The sequence below is a fragment of the Rhizobiales bacterium NRL2 genome (assembly GCA_001664005.1).
Classification (GTDB): Bacteria; Pseudomonadota; Alphaproteobacteria; order Minwuiales; family Minwuiaceae; genus Minwuia.
The window spans coordinates 1,946,322-1,964,402 of record CP016093.1; the positions used below are offsets into that span (position 1 = coordinate 1,946,322).

The 18,081-nt window shown below is 68.0% G+C and carries 17 protein-coding genes; 11 read left to right on the top strand and 6 right to left on the bottom strand.

Going from position 1 to position 18,081, the window contains the following annotated elements; genetic code table 11:
* Window positions 1-67 precede the first annotated feature (67 nt).
* Window positions 68-652, bottom strand: coding sequence for a Rossman fold protein, TIGR00730 family (locus tag TEF_08995; protein ID ANK80916.1), 585 nt, complete (start codon window positions 650-652; stop codon window positions 68-70).
* Window positions 653-674: 22 nt separating this feature from the next.
* Here TEF_08995 and TEF_09000 point away from each other — a divergent pair, with 22 nt between their 5' ends.
* From TEF_09000 to TEF_09010, 3 genes are all read left to right on the top strand, one after another.
* A complete protein-coding gene (locus tag TEF_09000) occupies window positions 675-1,037 on the top strand; it encodes a hypothetical protein (GenBank protein ANK83379.1) in 363 nt (120 codons plus the stop codon).
* 77 nt (window positions 1,038-1,114) lie between these two features.
* Complete coding sequence (locus TEF_09005; GenBank protein ANK80917.1) at window positions 1,115-2,518, top strand: hypothetical protein; 1,404 nt, start codon at window positions 1,115-1,117, stop codon at window positions 2,516-2,518.
* A gap of 65 nt (window positions 2,519-2,583) precedes the next feature.
* The gene (locus tag TEF_09010) at window positions 2,584-3,357 is read left to right on the top strand and encodes a 3-oxoacyl-ACP reductase (protein ID ANK80918.1); all 774 of its coding nucleotides are present in this window, start codon (window positions 2,584-2,586) and stop codon (window positions 3,355-3,357) included.
* A 38-nt stretch (window positions 3,358-3,395) separates the two neighbouring features.
* Here TEF_09010 and TEF_09015 read toward each other — a convergent pair whose 3' ends face one another.
* Complete coding sequence (locus tag TEF_09015; protein ID ANK80919.1) at window positions 3,396-3,626, bottom strand: hypothetical protein; 231 nt, start codon at window positions 3,624-3,626, stop codon at window positions 3,396-3,398.
* Window positions 3,627-3,796: 170 nt separating this feature from the next.
* Between TEF_09015 and TEF_09020 the strand changes: the two genes are divergently transcribed.
* Window positions 3,797-4,609, top strand: coding sequence for a 2-methylisocitrate lyase (locus tag TEF_09020; protein ANK80920.1), 813 nt, complete (start codon window positions 3,797-3,799; stop codon window positions 4,607-4,609).
* Window positions 4,610-4,612: 3 nt separating this feature from the next.
* Here TEF_09020 and TEF_09025 read toward each other — a convergent pair whose 3' ends face one another.
* Window positions 4,613-5,533: a hypothetical protein gene (locus tag TEF_09025; protein ANK80921.1), complete on the bottom strand. Its 921-nt coding sequence runs from the start codon at window positions 5,531-5,533 to the stop codon at window positions 4,613-4,615.
* A 193-nt stretch (window positions 5,534-5,726) separates the two neighbouring features.
* Between TEF_09025 and TEF_09030 the strand changes: the two genes are divergently transcribed.
* From TEF_09030 to TEF_09040, 3 genes are all read left to right on the top strand, one after another.
* Window positions 5,727-7,115 carry a DUF4856 domain-containing protein gene (locus tag TEF_09030; GenBank protein ID ANK80922.1) on the top strand — a complete coding sequence of 463 codons (1,389 nt, stop codon included), beginning with the start codon at window positions 5,727-5,729 and terminating at the stop codon, window positions 7,113-7,115.
* Window positions 7,116-8,257: 1,142 nt separating this feature from the next.
* Window positions 8,258-9,232 carry an iron ABC transporter substrate-binding protein gene (locus TEF_09035; GenBank protein ANK83380.1) on the top strand — a complete coding sequence of 325 codons (975 nt, stop codon included), beginning with the start codon at window positions 8,258-8,260 and terminating at the stop codon, window positions 9,230-9,232.
* A complete protein-coding gene (locus TEF_09040; protein ID ANK80923.1) occupies window positions 9,226-10,899 on the top strand; it encodes an ABC transporter permease in 1,674 nt (557 codons plus the stop codon). Before TEF_09035 ends, TEF_09040 begins: the two co-directional genes overlap by 7 nt.
* Here the strand turns inward: TEF_09040 and TEF_09045 are convergent.
* Complete coding sequence (locus tag TEF_09045) at window positions 10,896-11,456, bottom strand: hypothetical protein (GenBank protein ID ANK80924.1); 561 nt, start codon at window positions 11,454-11,456, stop codon at window positions 10,896-10,898. The genes TEF_09040 and TEF_09045 overlap by 4 nt on opposite strands.
* 77 nt (window positions 11,457-11,533) lie before the next feature.
* Here TEF_09045 and TEF_09050 point away from each other — a divergent pair, with 77 nt between their 5' ends.
* From TEF_09050 to TEF_09060, 3 genes are read left to right on the top strand one after another with little or no spacing between them, the layout of a single operon-like run.
* Window positions 11,534-12,550: a hypothetical protein gene (locus tag TEF_09050; GenBank protein ID ANK80925.1), complete on the top strand. Its 1,017-nt coding sequence runs from the start codon at window positions 11,534-11,536 to the stop codon at window positions 12,548-12,550.
* Between the two features lie 11 nt (window positions 12,551-12,561).
* Complete coding sequence (locus TEF_09055) at window positions 12,562-13,836, top strand: hypothetical protein (protein ANK83381.1); 1,275 nt, start codon at window positions 12,562-12,564, stop codon at window positions 13,834-13,836.
* Window positions 13,833-14,510 (top strand): hypothetical protein, encoded by a 678-nt coding sequence (locus TEF_09060; GenBank protein ID ANK80926.1) that lies wholly within the window; start codon window positions 13,833-13,835, stop codon window positions 14,508-14,510. Before TEF_09055 ends, TEF_09060 begins: the two co-directional genes overlap by 4 nt.
* Here the strand turns inward: TEF_09060 and TEF_09065 are convergent.
* Window positions 14,495-16,102: a hypothetical protein gene (locus TEF_09065; protein ANK80927.1), complete on the bottom strand. Its 1,608-nt coding sequence runs from the start codon at window positions 16,100-16,102 to the stop codon at window positions 14,495-14,497. The genes TEF_09060 and TEF_09065 overlap by 16 nt on opposite strands.
* Window positions 16,103-16,184: 82 nt before the next feature.
* Between TEF_09065 and TEF_09070 the strand changes: the two genes are divergently transcribed.
* Complete coding sequence (locus tag TEF_09070; GenBank protein ID ANK80928.1) at window positions 16,185-17,192, top strand: hypothetical protein; 1,008 nt, start codon at window positions 16,185-16,187, stop codon at window positions 17,190-17,192.
* Between the two features lie 103 nt (window positions 17,193-17,295).
* Here the strand turns inward: TEF_09070 and TEF_09075 are convergent, their stop codons facing one another.
* Window positions 17,296-18,030, bottom strand: coding sequence for a hypothetical protein (locus TEF_09075; GenBank protein ANK80929.1), 735 nt, complete (start codon window positions 18,028-18,030; stop codon window positions 17,296-17,298).
* Between the last annotated feature and the right edge of the window lie 51 nt (window positions 18,031-18,081).

Genomic DNA, 18,081 nt, shown 5'->3' on the forward strand with positions numbered 1-18,081 from the left:
TTCGTGTGACGGAATTGGTCGTTCGGACCATCGGCGCAAGCGGGACCGATTGTCCCGACGCCCGGCGTCAGATCTTCTCGGGGTGTTCCTCGAACCGCTCCGGCGGCGAGGCTTCCAGCAGGGGCAGAACGTCCTCGACGCGATCGACGAAACTGACGAACTCGAGAAGCGCCGGTCCCGCATAGCGGTGCTCGATGAAGTGTGCGAGCAGGGCGCGGAACGGTTCGAAATAGCCGTCCTGATTGACCACGACCACGGGCTTGTCGTGCAGCTCCAGCTGCCGCCAGGTCAGGATCTCGACCAGTTCGTCCAGGGTGCCGATACCGCCCGGCAGCACGCAGAAGGCGTCGGCGCGGCGCACCATCTCGGCCTTGCGTGTATGCATCGTGTCCACGACCAGCAGTTCGGTGACGTCCTCGTTCTGGACCTCGACCTTGTAGAGATGTTCGGGGATGATGCCGACCACGGTGCCGCCGCCGGCCAGGCCGCCCTGCGCGACCCGGCCCATCAGCCCGAGCCGGCCGCCGCCGTAGATGATCGTGCGGCCGCTCTCCGCGATCAGCCGGCCCAGCCGGGCCGCGGCGTCGAGATGGGCCTCGCTGGCGCGGCTGCTGGAGCCGCAGTAGATGCAGATGGAGGCTATCTCTGACATGCGGAAGATCGCTCTGATCCTGATGACCGTCGCACTTTTCTCGCCGTTCGGCGCGACTCGGTCAATGGCCGGCGAGCCTGACGTGGTCGCCGTGGAGGTCGCTGCGTTGCCGTCGGACCCCGGCATGTTCCGCTTCAGCGTGACGGTCCGGCACGGCGATACGGGCTGGGAACACTATGCCGACGGCTGGGAGGTCGTGGCGCCTGACGGCCGGGTGCTGGGCCGGCGTGAGCTGCTGCATCCCCATGTCGGCGAACAGCCCTTCACCCGTGGGGCCGATATCAGGATCCCGCCGGAGATCGGCCAGGTGACCGTACGGGCGCATGACAATGTCCATGGTCTGGGCGGCCAGGTGGTCTCGGTGACGGTGCCGCACGGAGGCTGAGATGAAGGAATCATTGCGGTTGCGGGCTTGCAGGACTACGAATTCCCGATTGACGTGAACTGCGGATCGGAAATCTCTTGAACAGAGCCCTGTTCGCCGCCATCGGCCTGGCGGCAGTGATCGCCATCGGCGCCTATTTCGTTTTCCAGGACTCGGAGGACTCCAGTGTCGTCGTTCTGAGCGGCGAAACCCGGGCTCCGGCGACGGCCGGCGCGGACGCCGACAAGGATGCCCCGGCCGAACCGGAAACCGCGGCGAAGCCGGCGGGGGACGACGCGGCTGCTGCGGACCGGCCGCCCGCCGACGCTGCCGCTCCGGCGCCAGAGGGAAGCACCGGCACTGCGGCGGGCGGAGCCGGGACCGACCCCGACGGCCGGGCCGCCAGCGAAACCGCGGCGAAGACACCGGCGCAGACGCCCGAAAGCAAGTCCGGCGCGGCGGATGCCAGGAACGCGGGCGGCGAAACGCTGAGCGTCGAGGTGGCGAAGAACGCGGTTCGCGCCGAACAGGCGGTCGGCGACAAGCCAGCGGCCGAAGGCGCAGGCGGGAATGCCACCGTTGCAGCGGTCGCGGAACGGGTCGAGAAGCCCGCGGCGTCCGCCGGAGAAGCGGCGGCAGAGAGCGGACGCGACACCGACCAGGCCATGGTCGCGATGACTCCGCCCGCCTTCGATATCGTGCGCATCTCCGACGTCGACTGCACGGCGGTGACGGCCGGCCGGGCCGAACCCGGCGCGACGGTTTCCCTGCTGGCCGATGACGAGGTGCTGGCGACGGTGCAGGCCGACGCGGCCGGCGAGTGGGCGCACTACGTCGAGACGCCGCTCGGTCCGGGGTCCGTGGCGCTCAGCCTGCGCGCGGAGCGGGATGGACGCGCCGCCGAATCGGCCAGCGAGGTGATCTTGGTGGTTCCCGACTGCGCCCGGCCGTCCGGGGACAACTCCGCCATCGCGCTGCTGGCCCCGAAGGACCGGACGGACACGAAGATCCTGCAGGAGCCGAAGACCGAGACCGCGGCCGGAAAACTGTCCGTGGGCAAGGTCGACTATGACGATCAGGGCAATGTCTCGGTCTCGGGGTCCGGCAAGGCCGACCGCGAAGTGCGCGCCTATGTCGACGGCAAGCTGGTCGGCCGCACGCGCGCCGATTCCAGCGGCCGCTGGCTGCTGGTGCCGGACACCGAGATCAAGCCTGGCGTCTACGACCTGCGCGTTGACGAGGTGGACGAGAAGGGGGCGGTTCAGGCGCGGGTGGAACTGCCCTTCTCGCGGGCAGAGCCGGGTGAACTGGACCTGGGCCGGCAGCGTGTCATTGTCCAGCCGGGCAATTCGCTCTGGCGCATCGCGCGCAGCACCTACGGCCAGGGCATCCGCTACACGGTGATCTACAAGGCCAATGACGACCGCATCCGCGATCCGGACCTGATCTATCCGGGCCAGGTCTTCCGCCTGCCGCCGGTGGAGGGCGCTGCCGTCAACTGAAGCCTTTATCGGTTTCACGCGGCTGCTCTATTCTGCCCCTGATTTTGCAATGGGGAGGATATCCGATGAACAATCCGATGGGGATGGAAGGCCGTACCGTGCTGGTGACAGGCGCGGCGCAGGGAATCGGCCGCGCGGTGGCGCTCCAGGCGGCCTCGCTGGGCGCGCGCCTGGCAATCAACGACATGAACGCCGACGGACTGGCGGAGACCGTTGATCTGATCGGGCGGGATGACACGATCTCCCATGTCGGGTCGGTCGCCGATGCCGGCTTCGTCGAGCAGATGGTCAACGATACGGTCAAGCAGGCGGGCGCCGTCCACGGCCTGGTGAACAATGCGGGGATCGTGCGTGCGGCGATGATCCACAAGATGCCGCTGCAGACCTGGCAGGAGGTGATCGACGTCAACCTGACCGGCGTCTACCTCTGCCTGCAGGCGGTGGGCCGCCACATCATCGAGCGGCGCAAGGACGGCGACAAGGAGCCGGGCCGGATCGTCAACGTCTCCTCCATTGCGGGCCGGCGCGGCACCATCGGCCAGATCAACTACGGCGCGGCCAAGTCGGGCGTGCTCGGACTGACGATGAGCGCGGCGCGCGAATGGGGCCGCCACGATCTCAACGTCAATTCGGTCTGCTTCGGACTGGTCGAGACGCCGATGACCGAGACGATCCGCGGCGAGAAGTTCCGCGACCAGTACATGGCCAGCATCCCGCTGCAGCGGTTCTCGACGCCCGAGGAGGTCGCGGTGCCCGTCTGCTTCCTGCTCTCGGACGGGGCGAGCTACATTACCGGTCAGCACCTGACCATCGACGGCGGCAGTCATATCGGCTTCTGATCCCGAGGCGGGCGTCCGGCGGCAGACCGGGCGCCCGCCTACCGATCGCCATTGCGCTTCTCGTAGACCTTGACGAGGAAATCGCCGATGGCGCCGAACATCATGAAGGCGGCGCCGACGATGAACAGCCAGACGCCCAGCGTCTTCCACTGCTCGAACTGCGGCAGGAAGAGCACGCTGCCGGCGAGGAAGTTGATGTTGCCGAACAATCCCAGACCGGTGTGAATCCAGCCATATTCGTGCACGACGGTGCGGGCCAGGCGGGACATCGGTTGTTGCTCCAATCTTGTCTCGACCGGTTTTGTTGCGCATGTAGCCGCGCCGCCGCCGCGTGCAAGTCCGCAACCGGTCATTGCCCCGGCGGCGTTCCCCGCTACCTTTCCCCGGGACGGACAAGCGGCCGGCCTCCCGCCGGCGGCCCGGCGAGGGGGACAAAGCCATGACGGCCCGATCGGACGCCTTCCTGAAGCTCCACGTGAAGGGGCAGCCCTTCGTCATGCCCAATCCATGGGACGCTGGGTCCACCCGAATTCTGGAGAGCATGGGATTCCCGGCGCTGGCGACGACCAGCGCCGGACTGGCCTTCAGCCTCGGGCGGCGCGACGCGGAAGGCGCGGTCAGCCGCGCTGAAGCAATCGCCCACGCGCGCCTGATCGCGGAAGCCACCGATCTGCCGGTCAACGGGGATCTGGAAAATGGCTTCGGCCCGAGGCCGGAGGACTGCGCGGAGACGGTGCGGCAGGCGGTCGAGGGTGGTCTCGCCGGCTGCTCCATCGAGGACACGACGGGCGATCACACGAACCCGATCGTCCCATTCGAATTGGCGGTCGAACGTGTGGCGGCTGCGGCCGAGGCGGCGCGCCAGGCCGGCGGGCTGGTGCTGACCGCGCGGGCAGAGAATTTTCTCTATGGCCGGCGGGATCCGGACGACACCATCCGCCGGCTGAACGCCTTCGCCGAAGCCGGGGCCGATGTGCTTTACGCCCCCGGCCTGCGTGATATCGAGACGGTCCGCAACGTCATCTCGGCCGTCGACAGGCCGGTGAACGTGCTGGCTTCGCCGGGGCTGACGGTCGCCGCGATTGCCGAGGCGGGCGCGGCGAGGATCAGCCTGGGCTCCGCCTTCGCGCTGGCTGCGCTGCGCGGTCTCGTCGGCGCGGCCGAGGAGGTCATGGAGCGCGGCAGCTTTGAATTCGACTCGGCGAAGCCCGGCTATCCCGAAATCAGCGCGCTGATGAAGGGGCGGAGCTGAGGGTCAGCGCCGCGGCGTGGCCGGCGGCTGCGGCGCATCCTTGGGAAAGGCCGTGCCGATGGCGGCGAAGATGAACAGGGCCGCGACGATCTCCGTCCAGCCCAGCCGCTCGCCCAGCAGCAGGGCCGCCGAGCCGAGGCCGACCAGGGGCACCAGCAGCATGGACAGCGACGACGTCTTCACCGGCAACCGCTTGACCAGCCACAGATAGGTGGCGACGCCGAAGACCTGCGCGATCATCCCGGCGTAGAGCGTCGCGCCGACGGCCTGCCATGAGACCGGCTTCAGGTCCGGCAGTTCGGGCAGGGCCATGACCACGATGGGCGCGGCGCCGAAGACGAGCTGCCATGTGATCACCGACATGTGGGGCATGCCGTAGTCGGTGCGCTTCTGCCAGACGGTGCCGAAGGCGAAGCACCAGGCAGCGCCGATCATGACGAGGACGCCCACGGGCGTCTCCCCGAAGCTGGTGATGTCGTCGCCGATCAGCACCAGCAGGCCGATCATGGCGAGCGCCAGTCCCGCCAGCCGCCAGCGGGTGACCCGCTCGCCCAGCATCGGGATGCCCAACAGGAAGGCCCAGACCGGCATGGTGTAGGCGATTAGCGCCGCCCGCCCGGCGCCGATGAGCGTGACACCGATGGCTGACAGCAGCAGCCAGGCGCCGACATTGAAGATGCCGGCGATCATCAGGGGGCGCCATGAGCCCCTGGGCACCCTGAGGCTGTAGCCGGCGGCCCTGGTCACGATCACCATCGAGATCACCGCCAGCACCGAGCTGATGGCGCGGAAACTGAGCACCGGGATCTCGGCGACGGCGACCTTCATCGCCGGCCAGAGCAGGCCCCAGACCAGAACCAGCATGACGAACATGAACAGGCTGAAGGCGCGGCCGCGTTCTTCGGTGAGGGCGGTAACGGACATGGGCGGGGACTGTAGCGGCAACGGGCTGCGCGCCAAGCCGGAATGTCCGGCCGCTCCCATGAACCGGCCGCATGGCTGATCCGGGATGCGGCATTCTGACAATGAAAGTGATTTTCATTCGTATTGCTCTCGGACGGCATTGGCGCTATTGAGAGGCAATCGCACGCTATCGGATGTTCAGGGGAAGGATCCAATGAAGCACGCTTCGAAAATCGCCGCCGCTGCTGTTGCCATTGCTGCGCTGACGACGGCGGCGCAGGCCGAGGAAGGCGTCTATGCCGGCTTCCCGGTAACGGTGAAGGGGTATTCGGGCGACAGGACGCATTCGGTGTCCTACACCGGGCAGGCGGCGCGCAACGTGCTGCACGACTCGCTGAAGAAGCTGGCCGGCAAGGGCGCCAGCGCCGAGGAGATGCTGAGCTACTACGAGGGCAAGGGGCCGGGTCGTACGATCATCGCACCGGCCTCGAAGAACGGTTTCCCGATCCTGCAGTCGACTGTCGACGAAATCAGCGGCGACAAGAACATCGCCGGCAAGACCTACAAGGGCGCGATCCTGGGCTGGCCCAATGCGCTGACCGGTCCGGAGGTCGTCAGCTTCTGGATCGGCAAGGCCGTCGGCGGCAACGGCGTGGATCTGACCAACGGCTACGACTACGCGCAGCTGATCTCCAAGTTCATCATGGGCGCGATGAACTACAACCAGGCCGTCGACGACTATCTCGACGAGAACCTGGAGGCGGACAAGAAGCCGAACGACAAGCCCTACAGCGATGGCGCGGCCTATACGGGCAAGGAACACAGCTGGGACGAGGCCTTCGGTTATTTCGGCGCGCCCGCCCACGCCATGAAGCTGACGCCGGCGCAGGTCTACGACATCGCCAAGCAGAACCCGGAGGCGCTGGCCGCCGCCGACCACAATGGCGACGGCAAGGTCGACCTCCGCACCGAAATGACCTTCGGGCCGGCCTATTACGCCGCCGGCTTCGACAAGGGCGGCAAGACCGAGTACCTGCACGGCATCGTTGGCGCGTTCCTGGAGGGACGGAAGCTGATCGCCGCCGCTGGCGGCGAGAAGCTGACCGACGCCCAGCGCGCCGAGTTGAAGGCCCATGCCGCGACCATCGATGACCTGTGGTCGAAGGTGCTCGCCGAGGCCGTCTTCAAATATGCCGGTTCCGTCTACAAGGATCTCGGAAAGCTGAAGATCATCATGGACGCCAGGGGCGAGACCGACGAGGTCTTCGGCGACTACGTCAAGCACTGGGGCGAACTGAAGGGCTTCTCGCTGGCGCTGCAGACCGGCCGCGAGAACCTGGGTGAAACCGCCGTGCGGATGAACCGCCTGATCGGTTTCGGCCCGTGGCTGCTGAACTCGAGCCAGGTCGTCGATGTCGACAGCGACGGCAACTACCTCAAGGGCCAGGCAGTGGAGATGGGCGAGTACATGCTGCACATGCTGAAACTCCAGAAGCTGATGGTCGACGAGTTCGGCATCGAGGCGCGCAACAACGACATGCTGGCGGACATCAAGTCGCTGGCCGGCCAGCTCGGCAACGGCGCCAGCGCCGAAAACGACTGAGTGCGGCGCGCGAGCGGTCCGCCGCCGGACCGCTCGCACCCACGCTGACCGAGGGGGCCATGCTGGCGATCCTGATCGATTATCTGGGCTCCATTGCGGATGCGTTCGTCAATCCGCAGAAGCGGGTCTTCCTCGGCTACCTGGCCAGCGCGCTCGTCATCGCGCTGGCCGCGTCCGTTCTGGCAGCCGGCGGCTGGCGTCAGGGCCTGCGCGCAGGACTGGTCCGCGTCTTCGACCGACGCATCTGGTTCTCGCGGTCGGCGCGCGCGGACTATCTGATCGTCTTCATCAACCGCGCCGCGATGATGCTGATCGCGCCGCGGCTGATCACGCACATGGCCGTCGCCTCGGCGCTCTATCTCTGGCTGCACGGCTGGGCAGGGATGCCGGCGTCGCCTTCGCCGGAAATGCCGGCCTGGGCGGTGGCGGCGCTGTTCTCCGTCGTGCTGTTCCTCGCCGACGACTTCTCGCGTTACGCCGTGCACCGGATGATGCACCGTTCGCCGCTGCTCTGGCCGTTCCACGCGGTCCACCACACCGCCGAAGTGCTGACGCCGCTGACCGTCTACCGCACGCATCCGGTCGAAGGCGTTGTATTCGCCCTGCGCAGCGCCGCCGTGCAGGGCGTGGTGATCGCGGGTTTCGTCTTCTTCGTCGACAATCGCATCGATCTGGTCACCGTCCTTGGCGCCAACGCGCTGGTCTTCGCCTTCAACGTCGCGGGTTCGAACCTGCGCCATTCGCATGTGCCGATCCGCTATGGCCGGCTGCTCGAACGCTTCCTGATCTCGCCGGCGCAGCACCAGATCCATCATTCCCTCGATCCGCGCCATCACGACCGGAACTTCGGCGCGGCGCTGGCGGTCTGGGACTGGATCGGCGGCAGTCTGGTCGTCTCCGAACGCGGCGAGGAACTGCGCTTCGGGGTGGCTGCGGCGCCGGGCCACGACGCCAACTCGCTCTACAACCTCTATGTCGGACCGGTGCGGCTCGCCGCACAGGCTTTCCGGCGCGTACCGCCCATCCGATTCCTGGGGAGGACATCCATGCAAGCGTTCAATGCTGTCCGTCATGGCGGCCGGCCCGCCGCCGCGCGCGTCCGAGCTTTCGCGCTTGGCGCCGGCGTTCTCGCCGCCGCCACGCTGGCCGCCGGCGATCTTGCCGCGGCGGAAGGGGAACTGGACATCTACTCCCACCGCCAGCCCTTCCTGATCCAGCCCTTCATCGACGCGTTCACCGAGCAGACGGATGTGAAGGTGAACGTCGTCTACGCCTCCAAGGGTCTGGCCCAGCGCCTGCTGGTGGAGGGCGAGCGCAGCCCCGCCGACCTGGTGCTGACGGTCGATATCGGCCGGCTGGGCGTCTACGCGGACAAGGACCTGCTGGCGAGCGTCGATTCCGACGTGCTGGAACAGAACATTCCGGCGCACCTGCGCGACCCGGAGGGCCGCTGGTTCGGCCTGTCCATCCGCACGCGGGTGGTCGCGGTTTCCAGGGAGCGGGTCGAGCCGGGCGCCATCACCCGGATCGAGGATCTCGCCGACCCGAAATGGGAGGGCCGGATCTGCTCCCGGCCCGGCAGTCACGTCTACAACCGCGCCCTGCTGGCCTCATTGATCGCCGCGCACGGCGTCGACCAGGCCGAGGCATGGGCCGAGGGTCTGGTCGCCAATCTGGCACGCCGTCCGCAGGGCAACGACCGCGCCCAGATCAAGGCGATCCACGAAGGCGAATGCGACGTCGCCATCATCAACCACTACTACTATGGCAAGCTGAAGACCTCCGAGACGCCCGAGCATCACGAATGGGCGGACTCGGTGCGGCTTGTCTTCACCAACCAGGACGACCGCGGCAGCCACATCAACATCTCCGGCGGGGGCGTCGCGAAGTACGCCGACAACAAGGCCGACGCCATCCGCTTCCTCGAATTCCTGACCAGCCCCGAGGCGCAGCGGCTCTACGCCGAGGTCAATACCGAGTACCCGGTGAACCCGGCTGTCGAGACCCCGGCGTCGCTCGCGGAGTGGGGCGCTTTCAAGGCCGATGACCTGCCCATCTACCGCATCGCGGAGCTGGCGCCGGAGGCCCAGAAGATCATCGACAGGGTCGGATGGTAGCGACCGACGCAGCCGCCGCGCCGCCGCGAGCGGGCGGGTGGCTGCTGCGCCCTTCGACCCTGCTGGTGGTCCTGCTGGCGGGGGTCCTTCTGGGCCCGATCCTGGCCGTGTTCTTCGCCGCCGCGCAGGACAGCGAAGGTCTCTGGCCGCATCTGCTCCAGACGGTGCTGCCGACCTATGTCGCCAATACCGTCATCCTGATGACCGGGGTCGGCGCGGTGGCGCTGGCCTTCGGCGCGGGGGCCGCCTGGTTCGTCACCCATTACAGCTTTCCGGGACGCCGCGTCCTGGAATGGGCGCTGCTGCTGCCGGCGGCGGTGCCCGCCTACATCGTCGCCTACACCTATACGGACTTCCTCGAATACGCCGGACCGGTGCAGGGCGTGCTCAGGGACCTGTTCGGCTGGCGGACGTCGCGTGAATACTGGTTCCCCGAGATCCGCTCCATGGGTGGCGCCATCCTGGTGATGGGCGCGACGCTCTATCCTTACGTCTACATGATGACGCGGATCGCCTTCCGGATGACGCCGGAATCCCTCTACGACGTGGCCCGTGCGCATGACCGCAACGTCTTCCTCACCGTCGCCCTGCCCATGGCGCGGCCGGCGATGGCCGCCGGGCTGGCGCTGGTGCTGATGGAGACGATCTCCGACTTCGGCACCGTCGAGTATTTCGCGCTGGAGACGCTCACGCTCGGCATCTTCAATGTCTGGCTGGGCATGAACAGCCTGCCGGGCGCGGCGCAGATCTCCATCGTCGCCGTGCTTTTCGTCGTCACACTTCTGGTGATGGAGCTCTACGCGCGGTCGCGGCGGCGCTATGCGGATTCGGGGCGGCGGGTGACGCCGCCGAGGCCCCGGCGGCTGACCGGCTGGCGCGCCGCCGGCTGCGCCGTGGCCTGTCTGATTCCGGTAGCGCTGGGCTTCGTCTTCCCTGCCGCGATCCTGACCGGTTTCGTGCTGCGCGGCCATTCGCTGGACGACTACGCCACGGTCTTCGCCGTGGCCCTGAACTCGGTCTGGGTCGCGGCGGCGGTCGCCGTGCTGGTGCTCCTGTGCTCGGCCATTCTTGCGGTCACCGTCACCTGGCGGGGCAATCGCCCGCTCAGGATCCTGGCCGGGCTGGCGGCGACCGGCTACGCCTTTCCCGGCACCATTCTCGCCATCGGCGTGCTCACCTTCGCAGGGGCGGTGGACGATGTCATCGCGGGCGTCTTCGTCGAGGGTCTGGGCCTGCCTGGCGGCTGGTACCTGACGGGCACCATCGCCCTGGTGCTGCTCGCCTGTCTGGTGCGCTTCCAGGCGGTGGGCTATGGCGCCCTGGTCACGGGCGTGGGCCGCATGCCGCCCAACCTGCTGAATGCCAGCCGCGTCCTGGGCCGCAGCTTCTCCGGCGGCGTCGTGCAGGTGGTGCTGCCCTTCATCCGCAGCTCGGTGATGGCGGCCGGCCTGCTGGTCTTCGTCGACGTGATGAAGGAACTGCCGATGACGCTGCTGCTGCGGCCTTTCAACTTCGAGACCCTGGCGACCTTCGTCTACCAGTACGCCAAGGACGAACTGCTGGAACAGGCGGCGCTGCCGGCGTTGATCATCGTCCTCGCCGGCATCGGCCCGGTCATCCTGATGAACCGCATGATCCGCAGCGCGACGGCCGTGCGGCAGCTCTAGTAGCCGCCGAAGGAGCTGTTTGGCTCCTTCAGGAAGGCAGCTTCCTCCGGTGTCGTCTCCCGGCCCAGAATGCGGTTCCGGTGCGGGAAGCGTCCGAAGCGCGCGACGATCTCGTGGTGGCGGACGACGAAGCCGTAGACCTCGTCGGTCAGGCCGAGCCGGCGGAATATTTCCAGCGAGCGTTCCTGAACCGCCAGATCCTCGGAATGTTCGAACGGCATGTAGAGGAACATGCACCGGTCGTCGGGCAGGCACCGGTCGAAGCCGCGCTCGATCGCCCTTTGCGCCACGTCCAGCGCCTTCGCGTCGGTTGCGAAGGCGCGCGGTTCGTCACGGAACATGTTGCGGGGCAACTGGTCCAGCGCGATCACCAGCGCCAGCGCCCCCTCCGGCGTCTCCTGCCAGTGGTCCAGCCCGCCGGCTGCGGCCCTTTCGTACAGCGCGCCGAACTCGCGCCGGATGCGCTCGTCCAGCGCATCGTTCCGGGTCCAGTAGTCCTTCGGCTCCAGTTCCCCGAACCAGAAGCCGAGCAGCCTTGCAATATCCGGGTCTTCCATCCCCAACCCCTCCGCGTTATCTGCGAGCGTGAAATGACAGGGCCGGAATGTAGATCATCGACCTGGAGAGACCAGCCTTGCGCCTGAGCGTACTCGATCAGAGTCCCATCCGCGCGGGCTGCACGCCAGCGGACGCCGTGCGGGAAAGCGTGGAACTCGCAAGGGTTTGCGACCGGCTCGGCTATCACCGCTACTGGCTGGCCGAGCACCATGCCTCCGCCGGGCTCGCCGGCGCCGCGCCCGAAATCCTGATCGGCCACATTGCCCAGGCGACGCGCCATATCCGTGTCGGCTCCGGCGGGGTGATGCTGAACCACTACTCGGCGCTGAAGGTGGCGGAGTGCTTCCGCATGCTGGAGACCCTGCATCCGGGCCGCATCGATCTCGGCCTCGGCCGCGCGCCGGGCAGCGATCAGAGAACCATGCAGGTGCTGCGCGCGGGGCCGGGGTCCGCACCCGTCGACTACTACCCCCGGCAGGTTCTGGACACGATCGGCTTCCTGAATGACGCGCTGGAGCCGGGTCATCCCTTCTTCGGCATCGAGGCTCAGCCGAAGGGGCCGACCGCGCCGGAGGTCTGGCTGCTGGGGTCGTCGGCGGACAGCGCCTCCTACGCGGCGCATTTCGGTCTGCCGTTCTCCTTCGCCCATTTCATCGCGCCGCGCGGCGGCGACCAGGTGACAGCGGCCTACCGGCAGGCCTTCCGTCCCTCCGACTACTGTCCCGCGCCGATGACCTCGGTCGGCGTCTTCGCGCTGGCCGCAGACACCGACGAGCGGGCTCAGTACCTGGTCAAATCCCGCAATCTGTGGCTGGTCCGCCTGATGAAGGGGGAGCTGGCGCCGTTCCCGACGCCGGAGGAAGCCGACGCCTACGACTATGGCCCCCACGATCTGGCGATCCTGGAGGCCAATCGAGGCCGTTCGATCGCCGGCGACGCGGCGGCGGTGCGTTCGCAACTCATGGCGCTCGCCGAACGATACGGCACCGATGAGCTTGTCATCGTCACCATCAGCCACGACTTCGACGCCCGCGTGCGTTCCTATGAACTGCTTGCGGAGGCGTTCGGCCTGACGGCGCGGGCGGCAGCATGACCACAGGCACGATGGACGAAAGCGCCTCGGCGCGCGTCGGCGGCCTGCGCGCCTGGATCGTCTGGTTCCTGGGCGCCAACGCCTTCTTCTACGCCTTCTTCGAGCGGGCGGCCCCCAGCGTCATGGTCGACCAGTTGATGGGCGCCTTCGCCGCGGGCGCGGGCGTCGTGGGTAATCTGGCCGCGCTCTATCTCTACATCTACGCCTTGCTGCAGCTTCCCGTCGGCCTGCTTCTGGACCGCTGGGGACCGCAGAAGCTGCTTGCTTCCGGCATGGCGATCGCAGGGCTCGGCGTGGCGACCTTCGCCCTGGCGGACAATATCTGGGTCGCCTATGCGGGCCGACTGGCGATCGGCGCGGGTTCCGCCGTGGGCTTCATTTCGGCGCTCACGCTTGCGGCCCACTGGCAACCGCCGCACCGCTTCGGACTCTTTTCCGGCATGACCATGGGGTACGCCATGATCGGCGGTTTCCTGGCGCAGGGGCCGCTCGGCGCGCTGGTCGAGTCCTATGGCTGGCGCGATCCCCTGCTGGTGACGGCGGTCTGGGGCGTCGTGCTGGCGGCGCTGATCTGGCTGGTTGTCCGTGACCGGCCCGACGGCAGGCCCGTGCAGCGGACGGGCAACCAGAGCCTCGGGCGTTCGCTGGTGCAGGCCATGAGCCTGGGCCACAACTGGGTGCTCGCAATCTACGGCCTCGTCATCTCCGGGCCATTCCTGGCTTACGGCCTGCTCTGGGGGGTGCCGCACATGATGCTGGTCTACGGCATCGAGCGCGACATCGCCGGATTCAGCGCCAGCCTGATGACCATCGGCTTCGCCATCGGCGGCCCCCTCGGCGGCTTCCTCTCGGACTATTTCCGCCGCCGCAAGCTGCCGCTGATATTCGCTTCTCTCCTTTCGCTGGTGCTCTGGGCGACCATGCTCTACGCCCCGACGCTGCCGCTGCCGGTCTATCAGGTGCTTCTGTTCCTGGTCGGCCTGTTCGGCGGCTCCATGATCCTCGTCATCGCTCTGGGGCGGGAGCTTTCGCCGCCCTCCATCGGCGGCGCCGTGACGGGCTTCGTCAATGGCGCCTTTGTCGGCGGCGGCGCGCTGCTGCAGCCGATCATCGGTATCGTGCTCGACTGGGTCTGGGATGGTACGGTGTCCGCCGACGGCGGGGTGCCGGTCTATACGCCGGCCAACTACGACACGGCGCTGGTGATCATCCCGGTGGCGTCCGGCATTGGCTTCCTGCTGTCGCTTCTGATGCGCGAAAGCCATTGCAGGCCGGTGGGTGAATGAGCAGCGAACACAAGATTACCCGCGAAGGCATCCTGGAAGGAGCGGTCGAGGAGCGGCTGCAGGAGGCCGAGCGCAAGGGCCTGCTGCAGCGTCTGCCGGAAGAGGTCCGCATTCGCGAGCGTGAGCGGGTGCTGGCCGAGATGGGCGAGACGGTCTGGGTCTTCGGCTATGGCTCGCTGATCTGGAACCCGGCCTTCCACTACGTCGAAAGCCGTCCGGGCCGCATCCATGGCTTTCATCGCAGCTTCTGCCTGGAGACGCCGCTGGGGCGCGGATCGCCCGAGGCGCCGGGGCTGGTGCTGGGCCTCGACAGGGGCGGCTCGTGCCAGGGCGTTGCCTTCCGCGTCGCGCCGGAGCTTGCCGCGCACGAACTCGACATCGTCTTCCGCCGGGAGATGGTCAGCGACGCCTATCTCGCCCGTGTCGTGCGCGTACACACTGCCGACGGGCCAGTCCGCGCCGTGACCTTCGTCATCAACCCCGTGAGCCCGCGCTATTGCTGCAAGCTGGACCTCGAGAAAAGCGCGCAGATGATCGCAAGGGCCGAAGGCTGGCTTGGACCCTGTTCGGACTATCTTCTGAACACGGTCGACCACCTGGCGGAGCTGAAGCTGGTCGATCATGGCCTGTTCCGGCTGGCGGAACGGGTGCGGGAGATTCAGGCCGCCGCCTGACGGCGCGCCAGCTCCGCGAGCCGGGCGGCGACGCCGCCGACGGCGCGGGACCAGTCCCGGTCCGGCAGGCGGACGAAATCGGTCATGTTCGGAAAGAACGGATTGACCGGCTGGCCCAGCGCAAATTCGTAGGGCAGGCGGGAAAGCACGAGCGACGGCACGCCGAGGCTGGCCGCGAGCTGGCGCGAGGTGTTGGTCGGCCCGATCACCAGGTCGAGGCCGGCGGTGAGCCGCGCGACCCTGTCGAAGTCGTCCTTCATGTCCAGGCCCGGCATCTGTTCGATCCGGATGCCGAAGCGGCGCTCGGCCTCCGCGATTTCCTTCGAGACGTCGCCATATTGCAGGTTCACCCAGGTAACGCCCGGCACGGCGAAGACCGGGCCCCAGTGTTCGAGCGGGATATAGCCCCGGTCGCGCAATCGGCTGCGCCTTGTGCTGGTCCATGAGATGCCGACGCGCAGGCCGGGTTCGGTGCGCGGGCCAGCCTCGGCGGTCAGCAGGGGCGGTGTGGCGGGGAAGTCCTCCAGCCGCCGCCGGAAGATCGTCTGCGGGCTGCCGGCCTCGATATAGGCGTCGAATTTCGGCGCTTCGGCCAGCCAGTCATAGCCCCGGTGGACGCCGGGCCTCTCAGAGCCCTGCCATGGGACGAAGCGTACGTCCGGGAAGCTGCGGGAGAGCAGTTCCACCAGCCGGGGATCGCATTCCCACCAGAGCTCGCCGCACGCGGCGCGCGCGTCGGGCAGGCAGTGCAGGAAGTGCAGTTCGTCGCCAACGCCCTGCTCGGCGGCGACAAGCAGGCGGCCGTCAGGCATGGCGCGGCCGTTCCAGCGCTTCAGCTTCAGGTCGCGGCGGACGAAGCCGGGGTAGATCGGCTCCAGACGAGCCTCATAGTCCCGCCAGCCCGTCTCGATATCGCCCGCCGCCAGGGCGAACAGGGCATGGTTGAAGCGTAGCGCAGCGTCGCCGGGCCTGAGCTTCAGCGCGGCGCGGTAGGCGGCGCGCGCTTCTCCGGGCCGGCCGTCGGCGAACAACACCTCCGCCAGGTTGCCGGCGGCGGCGCCGTCCTTCGGGTCGAGCCGCAGCGCTTCATTCAGAAAGGTCTCTGCGTTCGCGTGGTCTTCCAGGTCCGCCATCACCGCGCCCAGCGTCGTCCACAACGGCGCACAGGTCTGGTCGAGCTGGATCGCCGACTGGAGGAGCTCGATAGCGTCCTCCTGCCGCTCCAGGTCGCGTAGCGCGTGGGCAAGGCCGCAGACCGCCGCCGGCGAGCCAGGCTCTGCCATGGCCGCTTCACGGAAGAAGCCGGCGGCCTGCTCGGAGGCCTTGAGGTCGCGGGCGAGACGACCGAGCGCGATCAGGGTCTCGGCATTGCCGGGCGCGACCGAAAGCGCCCGCTCGAAAGCGTCGACGGCCCCGGCGGCATCGCCCAGCGCCTGCAGCGCGGTGGCGCGGCCCTGGTGGACCTGGAAATCGCGCGGGTGCGCGGCGGCGGCCTGGTCGAAGCAGGTCAGCGCCTGATCCGGCCGGCCGCGCGACAGCGCCGCCCAGCCACGGGCGGCGGCTTTCGATCCGGCTTTGGGCGTCCTGCTCATGGGTCCCATCATCGGATGGCATGGTTAAGGAATCGTCGCGGTGCTAGCCTTCCCCGCTCCGCATTGAGGAGGGGAGGATTCAATGGCCGGACCGAAGATCGACACGGTGCGCTTGCAGCGCATCTCCAAGGGCTACTGGGAAGCAGGCGCGTTCTTCGCCGCCATCGACCTTGAGGCCTTCACGCTGATCGACGCGGGCGACAACACGGTCGAGAAGCTGGGCGCCGCCGCCGGCATCGGCGCGCTCAACGCGGAGCGGCTGCTCGACGCTCTGGCCGGGATGGACCTGGTGACCCGTGACGCGGGCGGCGTCTACGCGAACCCGCCGGATGTCGACCGCTTCCTGGTCAAGGGCAAGCCCGGCTATGCCGGCGCCTGGATGTGTTTCCTCAGGGAAAGCTGGCCCGACTGGAACCGCATGGCCGAGATCCTCAAGCAGGACACGCCGGCCGACCGGCTCGGCATGTATGACGACCTGACCGAGGAAAGCGCGCGCGCTTATCATGAGGCGACCTATTCGATCGGTCTCGGTGCGGCGCGCAAGTTCCACCGGGAGGTGGACCTGTCCGGCCGGCGGCGCATCATGGACCTTGGCGGCGGGTCCGGCGCCTACTGCATCGTCGCCGCCGACACCTATCCGGAGATCGAGGGGGTCGTCCTCGATCTGCCGCCCGTGGTGCCGGTGGCCCGCGAGTACATCGAAAACCACGGCGTCGCCGCCCGCGTCCGGGCCGAGGTCTGCGACTTCACCGCCGACCCGCTGCCCCGAGGCTGCGACGTGGCGATCCAGGCCTCCAACCTGCCGATCTATGACCGCGCGATCATCGGCGCGCTGGTGCAGCGCATCCACGACGCGCTGGAGCCGGGCGGCGAGTATCACCTGATCGGGGAGATGGTCGACGATGACCGCATGGGCCCGATCGGCCCGGCCCTCTGGGGCCTTTACGAGGCGATTCCCGGCTCGACCGGCCACGCGCATTCGATCGCGGAGTGCATCGGCTACCTGGAAGCCGCCGGCTTCGAGAATGTCACCGCGACCGAGTTCATTCCGAAGACGCTGACGCGGGTCACGGGTTACAAGCGGAAATAGTGATGCCCGAGATGACGGCGCCCACGGACTTGATCCGAGGGCCCGGAGGAAAATACATGCCGGTCTGGGTTCTCGGGTCGAGCCCGAGCACGCCGGCCGGAGACTAACCGAGCTTCAGCGCGCTGCGGACCTGGCCTTCGGCCTTGTCGAGGGCGGCGTCATCCTCGCCGTAGAGGCGGGCGACGGGCTTGCGGGGTCCGGTGACGAAGCCGGCCTCCGCGATCCGGCCGATGGCGCCTCTGGGTCCCAGGGTCTCGAGCGCCGCGCGCAGCGGCCCGCCATTCCAGGTGCTGATCGCGCCGCGCCGATCGGCCATGACGTCGCGGCGTTTCTCCGCCAGCGTCGCGACCTCGCCCGGGTTGCGCAACGCGTCCTCGCCGAAGATCAGCGCGAAGCGTTCGGCCGCCGTGCCGGATGTCAGCCCGCCCTCCATAGCGTAGAAGGCGCTGGTGCGGTCGAACTCCTTCAGGCCGGTCAGTATATAGGCGCCGGTCTCGATCACCGCCTTCTCCAGTGCGCCGCCGCGGGCCTTGCCGGTCAGCAGCCCGGCGACCTCGTGGAAGCGCGCCTTACCCAGCGTGCGGCCGATGGGGATGGGGCGCGTGAAGGGCGGCTCGCCGATCCAGAAGACGCGCTCCGCCGGAATCCGCTCCGACGCCTGCGCGCCTGCGCCGCGCAGCATCATCAGACCCCCATCCTCCAGCCGGTCGCAGTCGAACGGCAGGAAATCGTCGATGGCAGCGGCCACGCTGCAGCCCGTCGCCGCCAGAACGGGCGCGAGTGCCAGCACGAGCGGCGAAGGCGGGTGTTCCGTCGAGAGTAGTCCGATCCGGGCCATCGGGCCATCCTGCGCAATCGTGTTCGATTCGTCGCCGCCGTTCGACAGCGC

What these genes read in the sequence shown, in the direction of transcription:
- TEF_09070 (ANK80928.1), top strand. Translation starts at nt 16,185, where the DNA reads ATGGCCGGACCGAAGATCGACACGGTGCGCTTGCAGCGCATCTCCAAG.
- TEF_09060 (ANK80926.1), top strand. Translation starts at nt 13,833, where the DNA reads ATGAGCAGCGAACACAAGATTACCCGCGAAGGCATCCTGGAAGGAGCG.
- TEF_09025 (ANK80921.1), bottom strand. Translation starts at nt 5,533, where the DNA reads ATGTCCGTTACCGCCCTCACCGAAGAACGCGGCCGCGCCTTCAGCCTG.
- TEF_09015 (ANK80919.1), bottom strand. Translation starts at nt 3,626, where the DNA reads ATGTCCCGCCTGGCCCGCACCGTCGTGCACGAATATGGCTGGATTCAC.
- TEF_09065 (ANK80927.1), bottom strand. Translation starts at nt 16,102, where the DNA reads ATGAGCAGGACGCCCAAAGCCGGATCGAAAGCCGCCGCCCGTGGCTGG.
- TEF_09030 (ANK80922.1), top strand. Translation starts at nt 5,727, where the DNA reads ATGAAGCACGCTTCGAAAATCGCCGCCGCTGCTGTTGCCATTGCTGCG.
- TEF_09020 (ANK80920.1), top strand. Translation starts at nt 3,797, where the DNA reads ATGACGGCCCGATCGGACGCCTTCCTGAAGCTCCACGTGAAGGGGCAG.
- TEF_09045 (ANK80924.1), bottom strand. Translation starts at nt 11,456, where the DNA reads ATGGAAGACCCGGATATTGCAAGGCTGCTCGGCTTCTGGTTCGGGGAA.
- TEF_09055 (ANK83381.1), top strand. Translation starts at nt 12,562, where the DNA reads ATGGACGAAAGCGCCTCGGCGCGCGTCGGCGGCCTGCGCGCCTGGATC.
- TEF_09040 (ANK80923.1), top strand. Translation starts at nt 9,226, where the DNA reads ATGGTAGCGACCGACGCAGCCGCCGCGCCGCCGCGAGCGGGCGGGTGG.
- TEF_08995 (ANK80916.1), bottom strand. Translation starts at nt 652, where the DNA reads ATGTCAGAGATAGCCTCCATCTGCATCTACTGCGGCTCCAGCAGCCGC.
- TEF_09075 (ANK80929.1), bottom strand. Translation starts at nt 18,030, where the DNA reads ATGGCCCGGATCGGACTACTCTCGACGGAACACCCGCCTTCGCCGCTC.
- TEF_09010 (ANK80918.1), top strand. Translation starts at nt 2,584, where the DNA reads ATGAACAATCCGATGGGGATGGAAGGCCGTACCGTGCTGGTGACAGGC.
- TEF_09000 (ANK83379.1), top strand. Translation starts at nt 675, where the DNA reads ATGACCGTCGCACTTTTCTCGCCGTTCGGCGCGACTCGGTCAATGGCC.